Origin of the sequence: Enterobacter asburiae (assembly GCF_008080435.1) — a bacterium.
Classification (GTDB): Bacteria; Pseudomonadota; Gammaproteobacteria; order Enterobacterales; family Enterobacteriaceae; genus Enterobacter; species Enterobacter asburiae_C.
Genome location: NZ_VRKN01000003.1, coordinates 541,159 through 562,570 on the forward strand (window position 1 = coordinate 541,159; position 21,412 = coordinate 562,570).

Here is a 21,412-nt window from a genome sequence, read left to right on the forward strand (position 1 = left end):
TAGGCCTTACCCGACCTACAGGATCTGCCTGAACCGACGCAACTCCACCAAAACCGCCAATAAAATCATGCCAACAACGGCTAACACAAACCCGCTGCTGCTCGCCGACGCCACCGGGGTCATCATCGCCCCCAGCCCACCGAGGATCGCCGCGCCAATCGCATCGCCCGTCACGTTTTGCGCGGTCCACAGACCGTTAATGCGCCCGAGCATCCCTTCCGGCGTCTGAGTCTGGATCAGGGTGTACTGCAGCAGCGAACTGATGGCGCTCAGCCAGCCAAAGATCACCAGACAGAGCACTCCCAGCGCCCACACCGGCATCAGGCTGAAGAAGCCGATGGCGATAAACGAGGCCAGCGTGGCAAGCAGCATAATCAGCCCCGGACGCGCGCTCTGCGCCAGGTTGCCGCTGGTCAGCGCCCCGCACGCCGCGCCGAGCGGAATGGCAGCGTAGAGAATGCCAATCTCCGAGGCGCTCATCTGCCACTCGCCCGCCAGCGCCGGGTACAGCACGCGCACGGCGCTCGCCATCGTCAGCAGGCCGCCGAGCAGCGCAATGCCGCCGATCAGCGGGTTGCTGAACAGGAAACGAATAGCGGCCATCAGCGATTTCAGCGGATGCTCGCGCGGCTGCGGCGGAGGTGGCAGCAGCGGCAGGCGCAGCAGCGTCAGGGTGGTGATAAAGGTCCCCGCTGCCGCCAGCCCGTAGTTCCACGCCACGTTACCGGTCGCCAGCAACAACCCACCCACCATCGGCGAAATCACCGAGCCGAGGCGCACGGTGAGCATGGTGATCGCCCCCGCCTGCATCAGGTTCTCGCGCCCGACCAGCGCGGGCGTCGCCGCCAGCAGCGCCGTCACGCCCAGGGAGGCAAAAAAACCATCCCATAAACCCAGGGCATAAATCGCGATCAGCGACGGCTCCGGCAGCATCGCGTTCAGACACAGCCCGATAAAGCCCACGCCGCAGGTGCCGCGCGCCAGCAGGATCAGCTTCTTACGCTCGTAGCGGTCCGCCAGCACGCCGCCGACCATCAGTCCGATAAACATCGCCCCGCCGGTTAAGGTGACGGATAACCCCACCAGCCAGCTGGAGTGCGTCAGGGTCTGGATCTGTACCGGCACGGCCACGCCGAGTAGCCCGAGGGACAAAATGGAGATAAAGCGAGCGATAAAAACGGCGCGATACGCCGGGTGCGTTTTCAGCAGGCTGAGATTGAGCAGCCAGGATTTTTGATTCATGACAAAGCCTTGAGTCTATTTCTACCCTTTCCATGGGCGCACATGCTAACATAGCCAAATAAGATAGATAACGATAATCACTATCATTATCAAATCATGGATGTTGCTATGTCGTTTCCCTCTTCTGCGGTGCGCGCCGTTGCCGTGCCCGTTTTACTGCTGCTCCTGAGCCTTGCGGTTGCACTCAGCCTGCTGGTCGGCGCGAAGCCGCTGCCCGCGTCCGTTATCGTTGATGCGCTCTCCGGCACCTGCCAGAGCGCCGACTGCATTATCGTGCTCGACGCCCGCCTGCCCCGCACCCTTGCCGGACTGCTGGCGGGTGGCGCGCTCGGCCTTGCCGGTGCCCTGATGCAAACCCTTACCCGTAACCCGCTGGCGGACCCTGGTATTCTCGGCGTTAACTCCGGCGCCAGCTTTGCCATCGTGCTCGGCGCGGCGCTGTTCGGGTTGACGTCACCCTCTGAACAGCTGGTGATGGCCTTTTGCGGCGCGCTGGTTGCCTCGCTGGTGGTGGCGTTTACCGGCAGCCAGGGCGGCGGGCAGCTGAGTCCGGTACGCTTAACCCTGGCGGGTGTGGCGCTCGCGGCGGTGCTGGAAGGCTTATCCAACGGCATCGCGCTGCTTAACCCGGACGTCTACGACCAATTGCGCTTCTGGCAGGCCGGTTCGCTGGATATCCGCACTCTTGAAACCCTAAAAGTGGTGGCATTCCCGGTCATTATCGCTGCCGCCGTGGCGCTGTTTTTAAGCCGATCGCTTAATAGCCTGAGCCTCGGCAGCGACACCGCGACTGCCCTCGGCAACCGCGTGGCGCGCACGCAGCTGATTGGTCTGCTCGCCATCACCGTGCTGTGCGGCAGCGCGACCGCCGTGGTTGGCCCCATTGCCTTTATTGGCCTGATGATGCCGCACATGGCGCGCTGGCTGGTGGGGGCGGATCACCGCTGGTCGCTGCCGGTCACGCTGCTGGCCACCCCTGCCCTGCTGCTGTTTGCGGACGTGCTCGGTCGTCTTCTGGTTCCGGGTGAACTGCGCGTCTCGGTGGTCAGCGCCTTTATCGGCGCACCGGTGCTGATCTTCCTGGTACGACGTCAACGGGGAGGTGGCGCATGATGGCCCCGTCCCGTCGTTTAATCACCAGCGTCTTCCTGCTGGCTATCGCTATTCTGCTGCTGGCGGTCTGGAGCCTGCGCAGCGGCGCAGTGACGCTCGATTTCGCTCAGGTTTTAAATGCACTGCTCGGCAGCGCACCGCGCAATATCACCCTGGTGGTCACCGAATGGCGATTGCCGCGCGTGGCGATGGCAATTCTGGTGGGTGCGGCGCTCGGTGTGAGCGGTGCGATATTCCAGTCGCTGATGCGCAACCCGCTCGGCAGCCCGGACGTGATGGGCCTCAATACCGGAGCCTGGAGCGGCGTGCTGGTGGCGATGGTGCTGTTTGGTCAGCACCTGACGGCGATCACCTTTACGGCGATGGCGGGCGGCATTCTGACGTCGCTGATTATCTGGGCGCTGGCCTGGCGCAACGGTATCGACACCTTCCGACTGATCATCATCGGGATTGGCATCCGCGCCATGCTGATGGCCTTTAACACGTGGCTGCTGCTGCAGGCCTCGCTGGAAACCGCGCTTTCCGCCGGGCTATGGTACGCCGGTTCGCTCAACGGCCTGACGTGGGGCAAAACCTGGCCCGCCGCGCCGCTGATTTTGCTGATGTTTATCGGCGCGCTGCTGCTGGTGCGCCGTATGCGCCTGCTGGAGATGGGCGACGACAGCGCCTGCGCGCTCGGAGTGAGCGTTGAGCGTTCGCGCCTGATGCTGATGCTGGTCGCCGTATTACTGACCGCCGCCTCCACCGCGATTGCCGGGCCGATCTCGTTTATCGCCCTCGTGGCACCGCATATCGCCCGCCGTCTTTGCGGTACGGCTCGCTGGGGCTTAACCCAGGCGGCGCTGTGCGGCGCGTTATTACTGCTGGCCGCCGATCTCTGCGCCCAGCGGCTATTTATGCCTTATCAACTTCCGGTGGGCGTGGTGACCGTCAGCCTCGGCGGGATTTACCTCATCGTCTTGTTAATTCAGGAGTCACGCAAGAAATGACAGACACGGCAACCCGCTTGCGCGGCGAAAACCTCACCCTCGGCTACGGCAAAAAAATCATTGCCCGTGATTTATCCGTCGCCATTCCGGACGGCCATTTCACGGCGATTATCGGCCCGAACGGCTGTGGTAAATCGACCCTGCTGCGCACGCTGAGCCGCCTGATGACGCCCGCTGAAGGTAGCGTGTTCCTCGACGGGGAGCCGATCCAGCGCTTCGCCAGTAAAGAGGTGGCCAGGCGCATCGGGCTGCTGGCGCAAAACGCCACCACGCCGGGAGATATCACGGTACAGGAGCTGGTCTCGCGCGGACGCTATCCGCACCAGCCGCTGTTTACCCGCTGGCGCAAGGAAGATGACGATGCGGTGAACCGCGCGATGCAGGCGACGGGGATTATCGATCTCGCCCAGCAGAGCGTGGACACCCTTTCCGGTGGACAGCGTCAGCGCGCGTGGATTGCGATGGTGCTGGCGCAGGAGACCTCCATCATGCTGCTGGACGAGCCGACGACCTGGCTCGATATCAGCCATCAGATTGACCTGCTGGAACTGCTGAGCGATCTGAACCGCACGCAGGGGTACACTCTGGCGGCGGTGCTGCACGATTTAAACCAGGCGTGCCGCTACGCCACGCATCTGATTGCACTGCGCGACGGCGAGATTGTGGCGCAGGGCGCGCCGAAAGAGATTGTGACGCCGGATCTGATCGAGCGGATCTACAGCATGCGCTGCATGATTATTGACGATCCGGTGGCGGGTACGCCGCTGGTGGTGCCGCTTGGAAAACGTGCGGTTTAATTCCCCTCACCCTGACCCTCTCCCCATAGGGGAGAGGGGACGATTACACCCTCTCCCCTATGGGGAGAGGGCTGGGGTGAGGGGGCTTTTGACGTTACCCCAATATTTCCCTCAACACCGGCCCAATCTTCTCAAACGCCTGCGGTGAAATGATATCCACATGGGCGCAGTCCTGGCTGTACACCTCAAGCTCCGCCACCCACGGTGCCCACGCGACCTGCGGATCCATCGTTCGCGTTCGCTCGGCGACAAACAGCGTCGCTTTGCCGTCAAAGCGTGAACTGTGCGCCGTGGTGAGCAGCCGTACCGCGTCGGCGTAGTTGCCCTCGATAGCGGTAAACAGCTCGCTGGAGCCCTGCCCCTGCTGAGCAGCGATAAACGCCTGACGCTCGCGCTCGATCTCCGCCAGCACCTCCGGGTCGAGGTCGTTGGCCTCTTTCTCCGCCCAGTTCTGAGTTTCCGGCGGCCAGGTATCCAGCAGGCCGAGGAACGCCACCGCTTCACCCTGTTCGCGCAAACGGGCAGCAATCCCCTGCGCCAGCGTGCCGCCGAGGGAATAGCCGAACAGATAATACGGCCCCTGCGGCTGCTGCGTACGCAACGTCTTCAGGTGATACTCAATCACTCCATCCAGATCCGCACACTGCTGCATCGGCCCGTCCGGGCGCGGCGACTGAATGCCGGTAATCGACCAGCGAGGGCTGAGGTAGCGCGCCAGGACGCTGAACTGCCAGGCAAACCCGGATGCCGGATGGAAGCAGAACAGCGTCGGGCCGTTGCTTTCGCGCAGCGGGAGAAGGGTTTCATGCCCCAGACGCTGCGCCTGCTCATCGCTCATCGGCGAATCCAGTAGCGCGCTGAGCTTGCTCACCGTCGAGGCGACCATAATCTGCCCGGGCGTGACCTTACGCTCGAACGCACGGCTGAGCTGCGCCGCCAGGCGCATCGCCAGCAGCGAGTGGCCGCCAAGGGCAAAGAAGTCGGCTTCGGTATCGTTCACCTCGCAGCCCAGCAGCGCAGAAAATGCCTGCGCGACGGCGACTTCGCTTTCCGTCTCCGGTGCGCGGCCGGAGGTTTTACTCGTTAGCGACGGCAGCGGTAGAGCCTTGCGATCCAGCTTGCCGTTAGCGCTTAACGGCAGCTCGCTGATTTGCAGCAGCACCACCGGCACCATATGCGGCGGCAGTTGGGCTTTAAGTGCTTCCAGCAGCGCGTCGCGATCCAGCGGTAAACCGGATTCGGAGACGACGTATCCCACCAGCTGGCGGGCATCGCCGCCCGTTGCCGTAGCCTGGTTGAACACGCAGGCATGCACCACGGCCTGGGCCACGTCCGGCAACGACAGCATCGCCCGATCGATTTCACCCAGCTCAATACGCTGACCGCGGATTTTCAGCTGATCGTCGCTGCGGCCCAGATATTCCACCGCGCCGTTGTCCAGCCAGCGGGCCACGTCACCGGTGCGGTACATCCGCTCGCCAGGGGCGAACGGGTCGGCAATAAAGCGGCTGGCGGTGAGGTCGGGGCGTCCCAGATACCCCTGCGCCAGCTGAATGCCGGTGAGATACAGATCCCCCGCCACGCCGAACGGCACCGGGCGCATCATCGCGTCCAGAATGCGCAGCCCCGTGTTCCACACCGGGAAGCCGATCGGCACGCTGTTGCCCTCCACCGCCGCCAGCTCGGGGCCATAAGCCGGATACCAGCTGACGTCCACCGCCGCTTCGGTTGGGCCATAGAGGTTGTGCAGCGGCGCATGGGTCAACTGCTCCCACTCGCGGCACAGTTCAGTCGGCAGCGCTTCGCCGCTGCAGAACACTTGCTTAAGGGTTTTGCAGCATGCAACGTTTTCCGGCGTCAGCGAGGCGACAAACGCCGCCAGCATCGACGGCACAAAGTGAGTGGTGGTCACGCCGTACTGTGCGAAGAAGCTCTGCATCGCCTGCGGATCGCGGTGCGCGTCCGGCTCGGCCATCACCAGCTTTGCTCCGGCGATAAACGGCCACCAGAACTCCCACACCGACACGTCAAAACTGCACGGCGTTTTCTGGGCCACTACGTCATGCGCCGCCAGTGGATAATGATCCTGCATCCACTTCAGGCGGTTAACGATAGCGGTATGGCCGACCATCACGCCTTTTGGACGCCCCGTCGAACCGGAGGTAAAGATGATGTACGCCGTCTGCTCCGGCTTCGCCAGGCGCAGCGGATCAGCCTCCGCAGTCGGTAATAGTGTGTTGTAACTAAATGAGGTAATGGACATATCGCTAAAGCGCGAAATCTGCTCGTCGGTGGTGATGAGCAGCGATGGCTTCGCATCTTCCAGCATCATGCGCAGACGATCGTCCGGATAACCGGTATCCAGCGGTAGCCACGCGGCGCCTGCTTCCACGATGCCGTGCAGCGCCAGGGTCAGGAACACCGAGCGCGGGAGTGCCACCGCCACGCTGTCGCCCGGCTTCACGCCGCGTTCGCGCAGCAGGTTTGCCAGGGCGACCACCTGCTCGCGCATCTGGCGATAGTTCAGCTCAATGTGCGCATCCGCCAGCGCGGGCGCGTCCGGCGTTTTGCTCGCCTGCGCCGCCACCAGATCCGCCAGCGTGGTGGACGGCAGCGCCAGCCCGGTATCGTTGATGCGCGCCAGCTGCTGATATTCCTGCTCTGAAACGGTTTCCACCTCGCCACAGCGCAAATCAGGATTAGCGGCAAACTGCGTCAGCATCACGTTAAGGCGCGCAACGTGGCGGGTGAGCGTCGCTTCATCGTAACGCTGTTTATTGGCGAGGATCTCAATGCTCAAGCCGCCCTGCTCGTCCGGGAACAGCGCCAGCTCCAGATCGTTCACCGGGCCGGTTGCCAGCGTGTGGGTGATGGCCTCCACGCCGTCGATATCCAGCTGATAGTCGAACACCTTGACGTTCAGCACCGGGCCAAACAGCGCTTCGTCGCCTGCGGCACGCCCGCCGTCGCGCACGATCTGCTCGGCGTCGTAGCGCTGATGGCGACGCATTTTTTTCAGCTGGTTTGCCAGGCGCAGCGCCAGCGACGGCAGGCTCTCCTGCGGATGGATATTGACCGCCAGCGGCAGCACGTTGAGCACGGGTCCGGTCGCGGTGAGCGCGGCGGAGCCCATGCGGCGCATAAAGATAAACCCGGCGGCGTAGTCCAGCCGTCCGGTCAGGCGGCCCAGCCACAGCGCCACCAGTGCAAGCGCCAGATCGGTGCGCTGTACCTGCCCTGCCGCCTGCGCAAGCTGGCTAAAGGCGCGACCGTCCATTGCAATTTTCAGGCGCAGGATATCGGTGGTGGTGGCGCGTCCCGGCAGCGGCGCGGAAGAGAGCGAGACCGGAGAAGGAAGTTGTTTGCGCTGCTCAGCCCAGAAGGCACCGTCGCGCTGATACGCTTCGCTGTCGCGATAGCGCTGATACTCGTCCACCACCTCAGCGAACGGGGTAAACGGGGAAGCGGGCGTCGGTTCTCCCTTCTTCCATGCGGCGTAAATCGCGGCGATCTGGCGGGTAATGGCCGGGAAGCTGAAGCCATCGACTACCAGATGGTGATAACGCTGATACCAGTACCAGTGTTGCTGCCCCACCTGGATCAGCTGATGAAACGCCAGCGGCTGACCGCTCTCCACGCGCAGGTTTTGATTGAGATCGGCTTCCATCAGCGCCACGGCGGCGTCGTGGGAGTCGACACGAACGATGGACGGCTCCGGCAGGATCATGGACTCATCCACCCACTGCCACACCTCACCGTTGTCTTCGGCAAAACGCGTGCGCAGGGTATCGGCCTGCATCATGCCTGCGGCAATGGCTTTTGCCAGCAGCGGCGAATCGATATCGCCTTTCAGCTCGGTGTAGTGCGCCACGCTCCAGGCGTTTGGCAGGGTGGAAAGCTGCTCCGCCATCCAGATACCCGGCTGAGCGGCAACAAGAGGCAGACGGTTCATGCGTTCTCCCCCGCAAAATGAGAGGGCTCGAGCGTTTGCCAGTGTTCGGCCAGCCACTGCTGGCACGCGTCCTGAGATTGCGCTTCGCACACCACGCGCCAGCCTGCAGGCAACTCGCACTGCTGCGGCCACAGGCTGTATTGCCCCCGATCGTTACGCAAAATGGCGAATTGTCCCTGCGGATTATCGAAAGGGTTGCTGAATTCCATACAGACTCCGTTAGTGAATGAGCGGCTGCCAGAGGGTCATCAGCCCCTGCGTCAGCCCACCGCGCCAGCAAAGCGCATCATGTCCGCCGTCAACCTGACGCCAGTAAACCTGCTGCGCGTGTAGTTCGGCGTAAATCACCTGATTGGCATTGAAAATCAGCGGCTCGTTGCGCCCGGCCTCAAGGACGATACGTAGCCCGCTCGCGGTTAGCTCACCTGCTCTGAGCTGTTCGATGAGGCGCCCGTCCTGCTGCCCACCGCGGTGCGGCCACCAGTACGAGCCGGACTGGCTCAGCACGCAGCCAAAACGCTGCGGCCAGTTGAGGCCAGCATAAAGCGAAGAGAGTCCGCCAAAGCTCTGGCCCGCCACCACGGTACGGTCGGCGCGGTCGCTAAATGGCGCGAGATTTTTTACAAGGGGGAGAAGTTCTTCCTGTACCGCCAGCCAGAAATCGGGGTTACAGGGCAATTCGCGGCTGCGATGTTCCATGTCGATCACATCGATTAATACGTAGACCGCAGAGGGCAGTTTGCGCTCGGTGGTGAGCGACGCCAGCGCAGACCAGACCGGCATGCTTTCGGCCCAGAATTGCCCGTCGAGCAGCACCGCCAGCGGGCGTTCCGGGTCGTCATCGCCGGTGCTAAAAATCCATACACGGCGACGGTTGTTCAGACGCGCGCTGTTCCACTCAATGCAGAGCGGCTGTTGATACGGCATATCGGGACGATCCCAGCCAGGTTGAACGGGTGCGTCCGGCATCTCCAGCGCCGAGACGGCATGACCGCGCCCGCCGCGCCAGCTCTGCGGATTCAGCGGGTCGGAAACCGCATGCGGCAGCAGTTTGCGCCAGCCTTCGCGCAGCGCCATGCGGTCCGGCTGCGCGCCTTCAAACACGGTATCGGCAAAATCGTTTTCATTCACAGAAGGGATAAAGCAGTAGCTGCCGCGCCATTCGGGGCTGAACTCGCCCTGCCACTGCCAGACGTCGGTATCCGGGATGCGTTCGAGGGACTGCGGGCGGGCATTTTGATGGTGATCGGTCACGCCGGTGATGTAGAGCCAGACGCGTTTGACGGGTGACGAATCTTGCGTTCCTTTCGGGTCACGCCACCAGAACGTGACGCAATATGCCCCCTTTTCAGGCTTCCATTCAGGGCCGTTTTTCGACCGCCACCACGCTTCACTTCCGGTTGTTAACGCCGTCACCCTTATAACCTCATGTTTAACAGTCTTTTTTGTTTCAGGACAAATTTTATTGATAATATTATTGATAACTATTTGCATTTGCAATAGCGTAGTGGCCGCGCTGTGGGAAGCGCTCATAAAACAACCATAAAAGCGGGACGTACAATGAATAAGAAGATTCACTCTCTGGCCTTGCTGGTCAATTTAGGGATTTATGGTGTCGCACTGCCCGCCATGGCAGACGACAACACCGCCTCTGCGCAGCACGAAGATACGATGGTGATCACCGCCGCCGAGCAAAATTTACAGGCGCCGGGCGTGTCAACCATCACCGCCGACGAGATCCGCAAAAATCCACCCGCGCGCGATGTGGCTGAAATCATCCGCACCATGCCGGGCGTTAACCTGACCGGAAACTCCACCAGCGGCCAGCGCGGGAATAATCGTCAGATTGATATCCGCGGCATGGGGCCGGAAAACACGCTGATCCTGATCGACGGCAAGCCGGTGACCAGTCGTAACTCCATCCGTCTGGGCTGGCGCGGCGAGCGCGATACCCGCGGCGATACCGGCTGGGTGCCGCCAGAGATGATCGAACGCATCGAAGTGATCCGTGGCCCGGCAGCCGCGCGCTACGGTAACGGTGCGGCAGGCGGTGTGGTAAACATCATCACCAAAAAATTCGACAACCAGTGGCACGGCTCCTGGAACACCTACCTGAACGCGCCAGAACACAAAGACGAAGGCTCCACCAAACGCACCAACTTCAGCCTGAGCGGCCCGCTGGGCGGTGACTTCAGCTTCCGCATGTTCGGTAACCTGGACAAAACACAGGCTGATGCATGGGATATCAACCAGGGTCACCAGTCTGACCGTACCGGCGCCTACGCCAACACCCTGCCAGCAGGCCGTGAAGGGGTGGAAAACAAAGACATCAACGGCGTGGTGCGCTGGGACTTTGCACCAATGCAGTCTCTGGAGTTTGAAGCGGGCTACAGCCGCCAGAACAACCTTTACGCGGGCGATACCCAGAACACCAATAACGACAACGCGCTGGTGAAGAAAAACTACGGTAAAGAGACCAACCGTATTTATCGTCAGAACTTCGCGGTCACCTGGAACGGCGGCTGGGATAACGGTATCACCACCAGCAACTGGGCGCAGTACGAACACACCCGCAACTCGCGTCTGGGCGAAGGGCTGGCGGGCGGGCTGGAAGGCCTGTTCAACAGCAATAAATTCACCGACACCGACCTGGCCGACGTGATGCTGCACAGCGAAATCAACCTGCCGATTGATTTCCTCGTCAACCAGAATCTGACCCTGGGGACCGAGTGGAACCAGCAGCGCATGAAGGACTCCACTTCCTTCACGCAAACCCAGCAGGGCGGTACGATCCCGGGCATGAGTAACGATCGTAGCCCGTACACCTCAGCGGAGATCTTCTCCCTGTTCGCTGAAAACAACATGGAGCTGACCGACAGTACCATGCTGACCCCTGCCCTGCGCTTCGACCACCACACCATCGTCGGCAACAACTGGAGCCCGTCCCTGAACCTGTCGCAAGGTCTGGGTGATGACTTCACGCTGAAGATGGGCATCGCGCGCGCCTACAAAGCGCCGAGCCTGTACCAGACCAACCCGAACTACCTGCTGTACAGCAAAGGCCAGGGTTGCTACGCAAGTGGTGACGGCGTGGGCTGCTACATGATGGGTAACGACGACCTGAAAGCGGAAACCAGCATCAACAAAGAGATTGGTCTGGAGTGGAAACGCGACGGCTGGCTGGCGGGCGTGACCTGGTTCCGCAACGACTACCGCAACAAGATTGAAGCGGGCTACGCACCGATTGGTCACACCTCTTCCGGTAAAGTGCAGACGGATATCTACCAGTGGGAAAACGTGCCGAAAGCGGTGGTCGAAGGGCTGGAAGGCTCACTGAACGTGCCGGTCAGCGACACGATCAACTGGACCAACAACATCACCTGGATGCTGCAAAGCAAGAACAAGGAGACCGGCGACCGTCTGTCGATCATTCCGGAGTACACGCTGAACTCAACCCTGAGCTGGCAGGTACATCAGGACGTGTCGCTCCAGTCGACCTTTACCTGGTACGGCAAGCAGCAGCCGAAGAAGTACAACTACAAAGGCCAGCCTGTGACCGGGTCTGAGAAAGATGAAGTCAGCCCGTACAGCATCGTTGGCCTGAGTGCGACCTGGGACATGACCAAAAACGTCAGCCTGACCGGCGGCGTGGACAATGTCTTCGACAAACGCCAGTGGCGCGCGGGTAATGCCCAGACAACCGGAAATGCCACCACCGGTGCGTATATGTACGGTGCGGGTGCGTATACGTATAATGAACCGGGTCGTACCTGGTACATGAGCGTGAATACGCGATTCTAGGTAAAAGCAAAACGGCAACCCCGTTGCCGTTTTTAGTGTTTGCTCCCTCTCCCTGTGGGAGAGGGCCGGGGTGAGGGCAACAGGCCGCACAATTCTGAAGGAAAAACATGCACACAACCCACAGCACGTTCATTCTCGCCGGCCAGACCGTCCACCGCATCACCTTCGACCCCACCACCTTCACCGATGCCGACTTCCTCTGGCTCCCCCACCACGCTGAGCTTTCAAACGCCGGACGCAAACGCAAAGCCGAGCATCTTGCCGGACGCATCGCCGCCGCGCATGCGCTCGGTGCGATAAATGAACGCGCGATTCCCGGCATCGGCCCCAGCGGCGAACCGCTCTGGCCGGAAGGTGTGTCGGGCAGCATTACCCACAGCGGCACGCAGGCGATGGCGGTTGTCGTACGCGACCGACATACGCTTATCGGCATCGACTGCGAAACAATCCTCTCCTGGAATGAAGCAGTTGCGATAAAAGAGGGCATCGTCAACGCGCAGGAAGATGCGAGCCTGTCGGGTACGGGCTACCCTTACGCGCTGGCATTGACGCTGGCGTTCAGTGCTAAAGAGAGCCTGTTTAAAGCGCTGTTTCCTGAAGTGAAAGAGTACATGGGATTTGATTGCGCGCAGGCTACTGCCCTGGATGAAAGAACCTTAACCCTGACGCTCGCACATCCGGCAGGTCGTTATCATCAGGGGGTCAGTTTTACGCTAGCCTGGCAACGTACTGACGATAACATCTGCACTATGATCGTGGAGCGGCAATAAAGCTTTGGTTTTTTCTCTCCCGGATTATTACACTTTTAATCTATTCAAACGCAATTTAATTATATAACCATCCCTATTAAACTGACTTCCCGCCACCACCACCCACAAAAACAATTCACCCAGCAATATAACCTTACGCCTGTCAGGTAAAGATGTTAAGGGGGGCAGCCCTCACCCTACCATATGTTATAGCTATTAAAATCCTCCTTAATTATTTGAATGTCGCTCGTATACAACGCGCTTACATAACAGAATTTCACTATAAAAACGCGCGTCAGATCAAAATTGCGACAATGAAAAATAGATAAAGATAAAATAAGCCATTTCCTTTTTTACTAATTTAGGAACATGATGTTTGCGCTGTTTTACTTTAACTCGATATAACTAAGGAAAGTATAATGCGTGAATTAAATCAAAATGAAATGAGCAGTGTCGCTGGCGGAATTGGCGCTGGTAACGGGAACGGTAATCATAGTGGCAATGGCAACGGCAACAGTGGTGGTAATGGCGGTACCTGTAACGGCGGCAATGGCGGTAATGGCGGTCGAGGAGCTAATGGCGGGAACGGCGGTAATGGCGGTAACTGCGGCGGTGGTAATAATGGCGGTCGCCGTTAATCACCTGTAATAGCGAATACGACGGCTCACGATAGATTGCCATTGTGGGCCATCGTAAAGGATGGCCTTATTTCATAAGGAGATGTAAATGCGAGAACTATTGAATTCTGAGATGCAGCTTATTTCCGGAGGATCACAATGTGACGGCGGAAATGGCGGCAACGGTGGCGCCGGTGGGAACGGAGGCCATGGAGGAAACGGTGGCACCTGTGGTTCAGGTAATGGCGGCAACGGCGGCAATGGCGGTCCCGGCGGAAAAGGGGGTAAAGGAGGCAAAGGAGGCCCCGGTGGACATGATGGACGCAACGGCAAGGATGGCTGAATCTTTGCGGGGTCAGCATTACTGACAGAACGCTAATGACCAGGACAACATGTGAACGTTCTGGAACAGGCGGAATAACCAGGCGTCATTCAGCTAAAAATTGTCGCCTGGAATCAGGCTAAAACTCACAGCCTCGCTTTACAAAAGGAATAGCGTGCGTGTATCGCCAACAAGCGGTTGAACACAAAAAAATGCGATGGCAGGGAAAAGCCTTATTGCTGCCTGGCGTTCCGATTTGGCTTGTTGCCGGATTATCTGCTTTTTTTATTATTGCTTTTATCGTTTTTATTTTGACGTTCAGCTACACGAGAAGGATCACCGTGATGGGCGAGATATCCACTTATCCCCGCTTATCAAATGTATATGCCAGTGTCCAGGGCGTTGTGGTTAAACAGTTTGTCACTGAAGGTCAACTGCTCAAAACAGGCGATGCCATCTACATGATAGATGTCAGTAAAAGCACGCGTAGCGGTGTTGTGAGTGATAATCAGCGAAGGGATGTCGATAACCAACTTACGCGTATTGCTCAAATCACGGATCTTCTCCAGGAGAATAAGAGAAACACCCTGGACATGCTAAAAAAACAAAAAGAGCAATATAGCGCAGCCCTCAAACGTTCCTCAGACATTATCGCACAAGCCCAGGAAGGCATTCGCGTCATGAAAACGAACATGGAAAACTATCGGCATTATCAAGCGCGTGGACTTATTACGCAGGATCAGCTGATAAACCAGATAGCCTTATACTACGAGCGACAAAATAATATGCTTAATTTGTCTGCTCAAAGCGATCAGAACGCGTTGCAGGTGACCACTCTCGAAAGTCAGATTCAAACTCAGGCTGCCGAATTCGATAATCAGATCCATCAGATGGAGCTTCAGCGCTACGAGCTGCAAAAAGAGCGTCTGAATATTGATGCCGGGGGCGCAATTATTATCCGGGCAATGGCTGAAGGGCGGGTAGACTCCCTGAGCGTTACGGTTGGTCAGATGATCAAACCTGGCGACAGCCTCCTGCAAATTATCCCTCTGACTATCGATCACTTTTCTCTTGTCGCCTGGGTGCCTAATGATGCCGTCCCCTATCTTTCTCCTGGCGACCGGGTCAACATCCGCTATGAGGCGTTTCCTGCACAAAAATTTGGCATGTTTGGCGGCACCATTTCGGTTATCTCACGCTCCCCTGCCTCTCCTCAGGAGATGCAAACCTACCAGGGAGCACTTAAAGCGACCTCACCCGGGGCTGCCCCCTACTACAAAATTATTATCAGGCCTGACAGACAAAATATTGCATATGCGGGCAAACGTCTGAGTTTAGGCAACGGTATGCAGGCTCAAAGCACCTTATTTCTCGAAAAAAGGAAGATCTACCAGTGGATGCTTTCCCCCTTCTACGATATGAAAAATAGCGCAGGGGGTCCGGTAAATGAATAAACGTTCTCTTAAAACGCTCATCGAACAGCTTGATCTCCAGCTGCGCTCCCGGGTTCCGCTGGTCCACCAGACGGAATCGTCAGAGTGCGGCCTGGCCTGCCTCGCGATGATCTGTAGCCACTATGGCAAACAGAGCAACCTCATCGCCTTGCGTCAACAATTTAACTTGTCGGCACGCGGCACCACGCTGGCTGGCATGACGCAAATCGCTGAACAACTTGGGCTAGGAACACGCTGTTTATCCCTTGATCTAAATGAACTCAGCGCGCTTAAGCCCCCTTGTATCCTGCACTGGGATTTTAACCATTTTGTCGTTCTCGTCAGCGTGAAGCAGAATCGAGTGATTCTCCACGACCCCGCCCGGGGCCGAAGAAAAGTGAGTCTTGAGGAGATGTCGCAATACTTCACCGGCATAGCCCTCGAGTTATGGCCCGAAAGTACGTTTGCCGCACAGCCAACAAGCCACCAGTTCAGCCTCAGGTCACTGGCCGCAAAGGTGCACGGCCTTAAGGGAATGTTAGGCAAAATCTTTTTCTATTCGCTCATTATTGAAACCATCAACCTGCTTATACCGATAGGCACTCAACTCGCGCTGGATCATGCTATTCCCGCCGCAGATATGGGCTTGTTAACGGTGATTTGTATCGGCCTGTTTCTCTTTACTTTACTGCGCGTGGCGTTGAGCGCCCTGCGTTCATGGTCCTCACTGATGTTGACGACGCTTATCAATGTGCAGTGGCAGTCCGGGCTTTTTACCCATCTCGTACGCCTACCGCTGAGCTATTTTGAACGGCGCAAGCTGGGCGATATTCAGTCGCGTTTTGGGTCACTGAACACGCTTCGGGAAACTTTTACCAGCAGCATCGTTGGGGCACTTATCGATGGAACCATGATGATAGGTGTCATCGTGATGATGATACTGTATGGCAGCTGGCTGACTGGCGTGGTTATCGGCTTTACTGCGCTGTATGTTCTGACCAGACTCCTGACCTACAGTACCTATCGCGAATTATCGGAAGAAACCCTCATCAGAGATGCCCGCACCCGCTCTTATTTCATGGAAACGTTATACGGTATCGCAACCGTCAAAATGCAGGGTTTGAGTGAACGACGCGGCACTCACTGGCTAAATCTGGAAATTGATACGATCAATACAGAGATAAAAATCACCAAAATGGATCTGCTTTTTGGTGGCGTAAACGCTTTTATTATCGCCTGCGAACAAATAACAATGCTATGGCTGGGTTCAAGACTCATCATAGAAAACGCGATGACGATTGGGATGTTCATCGCTTTTGGCGTGTTCAGGGAACAATTCGCCGATAGAATCTGGTCACTTACCAATTTTCTGATGAAGTTGCGCATGATGCATCTGCATAACGAACGTGTCTCCGATATTGCGCTTAACGTAAGAGAAATGAAAAAGCCTGACAGGGAAATCATAAATACCATGCAACCTGTTACGCTGGAAACCCGCGCGCTGAGCTATCGCTATGACGACCATTCCGCCGATGTGTTTCGCGATCTTTCATTTCAGGTTTCAGCTGGCGAAAGCGTGGCGATTACAGGACCGTCAGGGGCGGGGAAAACCACGCTTATGAGAGTACTTTGCGGGTTATTTGAACCCCGTTCGGGCTTAGTCACCATCGACGGGAATGACATTCAACAGCTGGGTTTAAACAACTACCGTAAAATCATCGGCTGCGTTATGCAGGATGATAAGTTGTTCTCTGGATCAATCAGGGAAAATATTTGTGGATTCGATGACAAAGCCGATAAGGACTGGATGGAAGTCTGTGCCCGCGCCAGTTATATCCATGACGTGATTGTTAAAATGCCTATGGGGTACGAGACCTTAATTGGCGAACTCGGTGAAGGATTATCGGGTGGACAAAAGCAACGACTCTTTATTGCGCGCGCGCTATATCGTAAACCCGGAATTTTATTTATGGATGAAGCGACCAGCGCGCTGGACGAGGAGAGTGAGGGCTATGTCAATGCAGCCATCAAAAAGTTAAACATCACGCGAATTATCATCGCTCACAGGCAATCAACTATCGCATCCGCTGAACGCGTGATTCGACTAACGCCACTGACAGAACAGCATGGATCCAGCTCGACATGAAAGATTACCTGATAAAAAGACTAAAACGCGTCAGTAAGCAGGTAATTATTGCTACCCTCACTTTGTTCAGCGGTCTCTTTTTTGTTCATGCGAACGAAAAGCCATATGAGGATTACATGGATCCTTATCACTGGATGGAAACTCACCCTCAACAGACCGCGCGCTGGTTAAATCAACGTTCAAACCAGACGGTTAACATGCTCCACGCCCTTCCCTGGCGAAACGTGCTGGCGAAAAGGTTGAGCGAGTTAGTGAATACGGCCCCCACTATTTCAGACATTTATGATGCGGGAGACAATCGTTTTTATCTCCGCTCATCGGCCGAACACCCCTACCTGCGGCTGTTTGTAAAAGAAACAGGGAAGCCTGAGCGGGTGCTCATCGATCCGCCTGTGGGTTATGGGATTAACTTTTTCATTCCTTCACATGATGGTCGCTTCGTGGCCGTTGGGCGCTCACGAAATGGAACGGAAAGCACGGAAATCATGGTGATCAGAGTGGCTGATAACGTGGTATTAGACACTCGCATCCCAGCCGTTCGCTACCCCAATGTTGTCTGGGCCGCAGATAATCAGTCCTTTTATTACAGTCTGAACACCACAACTCAGGATTCAGGACGGCAGACCTGCGGCAAGGTCTACCTCCATCATATAGAAAGCAATAGCGATGTTATGACGTTTGACTGGCACACCCTTCCACAACTCGCACAGCAATCCTGCGAAAACGTTAATCTTTACGCCTCACCTGATTCTGACTACCTGATTGTTAACGTGTCAAAATCCATCAGCGGCTATGGCAGCTCTCTTTTTTCCGCTAAAAAAGACGCAGATGGCAACGGCACGCTCAACTGGACCAGGATTGTTGCTCCCGAAGAAAATGTCTCTGCCTTTATTTATTCTGGAAGATGGATTTATCTGGCGAGTTATAACGCCTCATCCGGCTATGATATTTCACGAATCGATCTGGCCGCCGCCACATCCGCCAGAGCACCCGTGATGAACTGGTCAAATGGGGAGCTAACGCAGCTAAGCATCAGCCGGGATTCACTTTATGTGGCTTACCATGACGCCGGCAGCAGTAAATTCATGCGTATTCCGTTTGCTGATATCAGTAAACCCCAGACAATTCCGGTGCCTTCAGATGAAGACGTAAGTGCGATATTTGCCAGCAGTGACAGTAAAGATATTCTCTTCACCCGCCAGGGCTGGCTGAAGCCCCCCGTGATTTATCATTATCAATCTGGGGAGAACATTATCCGCAACACTGCATTAATACCGCCGATAAGCCAGCCGCTGACAGACTATGTGACGGAAGAAAAATGGGTGACCACAGCAGAGAATGTTCGCGTCCCGCTTACGCTCATTTATCGTAAAGGGATTGCACGAGCGGGTACGTCTCCCACCTGGCTGACGGCTTATGGCGCGTATGGCGTAAGTACGTTTCCGTCATTCGATCTGTCGCGACTGCTCTGGCTTGAACAAGGCGGCATTCTCGCTATCGCGCATGTTCGCGGAGGCGGCGAACTGGGACCCGCATGGCACGAGGAAGGAAGAGCGGATAAGAAAGAAAATTCCATTACCGATTTTATTCGTTGCGCTGAATATCTTATCGACAATCGCTACACCTCACCGTCAAAACTGGCGATCGGTGGCGAGAGCGCAGGGGGAATTATCGTGGGTATGGCGATGGCCCAGCGCCCGGAACTGTTTGCCGCTGTGGCCATCGACGCAGGGATGCTGAATACCAGCCGACTGGATAAAATTCCGATAGGCGTGATGAACTATGAAGAATTGGGATCGCCGCTGACGCCTTCTGGCAGGCTCAGCTTAATGAAAATAGATGCGTACCGGCATCTGGTACCTCAAAAACAGTATCCTCCCGTCCTGTTAACCGTAGGCCTGCATGACCAGCGCGTTTCCCCATGGCAAACAGCAAAATTCGCCGCCCGTTTAGAGGCGATAAGCACGCCGCGAAATGTGCTGGTGTTGGCTTACCGTCAGGGAGGACACAGTGCGGCAACCTATGCCGAGGCTGATTCAAAATTAGTCGACACGGTAAGCTTCTTTACCTGGAAAACCGGTCTTCACGTTCAGGATAGATGAAAGCGGCACCCTGCTACGGGTGCCCTGTCGTTCATGCACGTAATGGGTCAAACATCCGGGAACATCACGCTATTCCCCGGCGCTTCCCTGTGCAGATGGATAAAGTTCAGGTGCCGTTCATACTGATCCAGAATGTCCGTAATCACCTGCTCCTTGCTGTAATCCATCAAATCATTCCCCTGGCTACCTTCAAGCAGGAAGGTCTCAAGCCGGTAGTAGGTCGATTTCCCGCTGCGCGCCCGGTAGGTAAACCCGGGTACCGAATACTGCTGCGGCCAGATCTGGTAGACAAAGTTCTGCTCGTCGCCCATGTGCACCAGCAGATCCAGATGCCCCAGGGTCTCGCCCTCCTCCGGCGGCAGGTTTTTCAGTTCCACGTAGGCCCCGCGCAGCTTCAGCTCCTGCGCCACCTCTTCCATCGCCGGGAAGCAGACCGTCTCCATCATCTGTTTGGTGTAGCGCGTGCCCGGGTAGTTCATCAGGCGCGAGAGGCGTTTCTTCCAGCTCAGCCTGTCCTGTGCGCCCATCGGACGCGGCGCGGTGTCGCGGCTGGCGCTGACGCGGCGGTAGTCTTCCACCTTGAGCGATTTATACAGCCCGGCCATCACAAAGAAGATGACGAAGCTGAACGGCAGTCCCATGATCACCGTGGTGTTCTGCAACGCCGAAATACCGTTGGTCATCAGCATCCCGAGCGTCAGCAGGCCGATGGCAACGGACCAGAAAATGCGCAGCCAGTTTGGCGCGTCGCTGTTGATATCCTTCAGCTTCGAGGTGAAGTTCCCCAGCACCAGCGCGCCGGAATCCGCCGAGGTGACGTAGAACAGCAGGCCGGTGATGGTCGCCACGGAGGCGCTAAAGGTAAACGCCGGGTACTGCGCCAGCAGGCTGTAGAAGCCGCGCTCCGGGTGCGCTATCGCTTCCTGCGCGAAGCTCGCGTTGCCGTGGATGATCTCGTGCAGCGCGCTGTTGCCGAAGATTGACAGCCACAGCAGGGTAAAGGTGAACGGGATAATCAGCGTGCCCATCACAAACTGACGGATGGTGCGGCCACGTGAAATACGCGCCAGGAACAGGCCGACAAACGGCGACCACGCGACCCACCATGCCCAGAAGAACAGCGTCCAGTTGTTCATCCACTCCACCGGACGGTCAAAGGCGAAGCTGTTCAGCGTCATGCCCATAAAGCGGTTTACGTAGTCGCCCACGTTCAACACTAAGGCATTAAGCAGGAACGAGGTGTCGCCCATAAACAGCACGAACAGGATCAACCCCAGCGCCAGCGCCACGTTCAGTTCAGAGAGCACGCGGATGCCTTTATCCACGCCGGAAGTGACCGAAATGGTGGCGATAATGACCGAGAGCGCAATCAGCGCCGCTTTGGCCGCCATCGAATCCGGGATATCAAACAGCACGCTCAGCCCGTAATTAAGCTGCACCACGCCAATCCCGAGCGTCGTCGCGATCCCGAAGATGGTGCCGATCACTGCCGCAATATCGACCGTGTGGCCAATCGGGCCGTTAATCTTTTTACCGAAAATCGGATACAGGGCGGAGCGGATGGTGAGGGGCAAATTATAACGATAGCTAAAGTATCCGAGCGCCATACCCATCAGGGCATACATCGACCAGCCGGTCAGGCCGTAGTGGAACAGCGTCCAGACCATCGCCTGGCGCGCGGCCTCCATCGTCTGCCCTGCCCCTTCCGGGGGCTGCATATACTGCGTGACCGGTTCCGCCACGGAGAAAAACATCAGGTCGATACCGATGCCTGCGGCAAACAGCATCGCGGCCCAGCTCAGCAGGCTGAACTCGGGCTTAGACTGCTCTGGCCCGAGCTTCACCGAACCAAAGCGCGAGCAGGCAATGCAGACGACGAAGACGATATAGAGCGTCGCCGCCAGCAGATAGTACCAGCCGAAGGTCTTCGACACCCAGTTCAGGGTGCGCCCAATCCACTCGGCAGAAAAATCACGAAAGAAGATGGTCGTCAGGGAAAACAACAAAATCAGCCCGGCGGAAGTGTAAAAAACAACCGGATTGATTTTGTCTTTTTCTCTGTCTTGTGAAAGGTCTGTCATCCAGTATCCCCACTGTTTTTGTAACTATTAAAATCCAAATCCGCAACAATTAAGACACATTTTATATT

Annotated in this window: 15 protein-coding genes; 10 read left to right on the forward strand and 5 right to left on the reverse strand. The window is 57.2% G+C overall.

Features of this window, described 5'->3' with window-relative positions:
• Positions 1 to 15 precede the first annotated feature (15 nt).
• Positions 16 to 1,242: an enterobactin transporter EntS gene (entS, locus tag FU672_RS08495; RefSeq protein WP_148242892.1), complete on the reverse strand. Its 1,227-nt coding sequence runs from the start codon at positions 1,240 to 1,242 to the stop codon at positions 16 to 18.
• Positions 1,243 to 1,350: 108 nt separating this feature from the next.
• On the opposite strand from entS, the gene fepD reads away from it, so the two are divergent.
• Genes fepD through fepC form a run of 3 tightly spaced genes read left to right on the forward strand, consistent with a single transcriptional unit; the run spans position 1,351 to position 4,141 of the window.
• Positions 1,351 to 2,355: a Fe(3+)-siderophore ABC transporter permease gene (gene fepD, locus FU672_RS08500; RefSeq protein WP_148242893.1), complete on the forward strand. Its 1,005-nt coding sequence runs from the start codon at positions 1,351 to 1,353 to the stop codon at positions 2,353 to 2,355.
• Complete coding sequence (gene fepG, locus FU672_RS08505) at positions 2,355 to 3,344, forward strand: iron-enterobactin ABC transporter permease (RefSeq protein ID WP_148242931.1); 990 nt, start codon at positions 2,355 to 2,357, stop codon at positions 3,342 to 3,344. The genes fepD and fepG overlap by 1 nt, the downstream gene beginning before the upstream one ends.
• Positions 3,341 to 4,141 (forward strand): iron-enterobactin ABC transporter ATP-binding protein, encoded by an 801-nt coding sequence (fepC, locus tag FU672_RS08510; RefSeq protein WP_148242894.1) that lies wholly within the window; start codon positions 3,341 to 3,343, stop codon positions 4,139 to 4,141. Before fepG ends, fepC begins: the two co-directional genes overlap by 4 nt.
• Positions 4,142 to 4,235: 94 nt before the next feature.
• Here fepC and entF read toward each other — a convergent pair whose 3' ends face one another.
• Genes entF through fes form a run of 3 tightly spaced genes read right to left on the reverse strand, consistent with a single transcriptional unit; the run spans position 4,236 to position 9,509 of the window.
• Entirely contained in the window at positions 4,236 to 8,093 is a 3,858-nt protein-coding gene (gene entF / locus FU672_RS08515; protein WP_148242895.1) for an enterobactin non-ribosomal peptide synthetase EntF, read from the reverse strand.
• Positions 8,090 to 8,302: an MbtH family protein gene (locus tag FU672_RS08520; RefSeq protein WP_148242896.1), complete on the reverse strand. Its 213-nt coding sequence runs from the start codon at positions 8,300 to 8,302 to the stop codon at positions 8,090 to 8,092. Before FU672_RS08520 ends, entF begins: the two co-directional genes overlap by 4 nt.
• Before the next feature lie 10 nt (positions 8,303 to 8,312).
• On the reverse strand, positions 8,313 to 9,509 hold the full coding sequence (fes, locus tag FU672_RS08525; protein ID WP_148242897.1) for an enterochelin esterase: 1,197 nt from the start codon (positions 9,507 to 9,509) through the stop codon (positions 8,313 to 8,315).
• Between the two features lie 144 nt (positions 9,510 to 9,653).
• Here fes and FU672_RS08530 point away from each other — a divergent pair, with 144 nt between their 5' ends.
• The 7 genes from FU672_RS08530 to FU672_RS08555 all read left to right on the forward strand — a co-directional run bounded on the left by FU672_RS08530 (position 9,654) and on the right by FU672_RS08555 (position 19,263).
• A complete protein-coding gene (locus tag FU672_RS08530) occupies positions 9,654 to 11,894 on the forward strand; it encodes a TonB-dependent siderophore receptor (protein WP_148242898.1) in 2,241 nt (746 codons plus the stop codon).
• A gap of 107 nt (positions 11,895 to 12,001) precedes the next feature.
• Positions 12,002 to 12,664, forward strand: coding sequence for an enterobactin synthase subunit EntD (entD, locus tag FU672_RS08535; RefSeq protein WP_148242899.1), 663 nt, complete (start codon positions 12,002 to 12,004; stop codon positions 12,662 to 12,664).
• A gap of 480 nt (positions 12,665 to 13,144) precedes the next feature.
• Complete coding sequence (locus tag FU672_RS24850) at positions 13,145 to 13,291, forward strand: hypothetical protein (RefSeq protein WP_187360789.1); 147 nt, start codon at positions 13,145 to 13,147, stop codon at positions 13,289 to 13,291.
• 190 nt (positions 13,292 to 13,481) lie between these two features.
• The gene (locus tag FU672_RS08540) at positions 13,482 to 13,628 is read left to right on the forward strand and encodes a hypothetical protein (RefSeq protein WP_187360790.1); all 147 of its coding nucleotides are present in this window, start codon (positions 13,482 to 13,484) and stop codon (positions 13,626 to 13,628) included.
• Positions 13,629 to 13,761: 133 nt separating this feature from the next.
• Positions 13,762 to 15,036, forward strand: a complete 1,275-nt coding sequence (locus FU672_RS08545; RefSeq protein ID WP_148242900.1) for an HlyD family secretion protein — start codon at positions 13,762 to 13,764, stop codon at positions 15,034 to 15,036.
• On the forward strand, positions 15,029 to 17,161 hold the full coding sequence (locus FU672_RS08550) for a peptidase domain-containing ABC transporter (RefSeq protein WP_148242901.1): 2,133 nt from the start codon (positions 15,029 to 15,031) through the stop codon (positions 17,159 to 17,161). The genes FU672_RS08545 and FU672_RS08550 overlap by 8 nt, the downstream gene beginning before the upstream one ends.
• Complete coding sequence (locus FU672_RS08555; protein WP_148242902.1) at positions 17,158 to 19,263, forward strand: prolyl oligopeptidase family serine peptidase; 2,106 nt, start codon at positions 17,158 to 17,160, stop codon at positions 19,261 to 19,263. Before FU672_RS08550 ends, FU672_RS08555 begins: the two co-directional genes overlap by 4 nt.
• Positions 19,264 to 19,310: 47 nt before the next feature.
• On the opposite strand, the gene betT is transcribed toward FU672_RS08555, so the two are convergent.
• A complete protein-coding gene (gene betT, locus FU672_RS08560) occupies positions 19,311 to 21,344 on the reverse strand; it encodes a choline BCCT transporter BetT (RefSeq protein ID WP_148242903.1) in 2,034 nt (677 codons plus the stop codon).
• Positions 21,345 to 21,412: the final 68 nt, after the last annotated feature.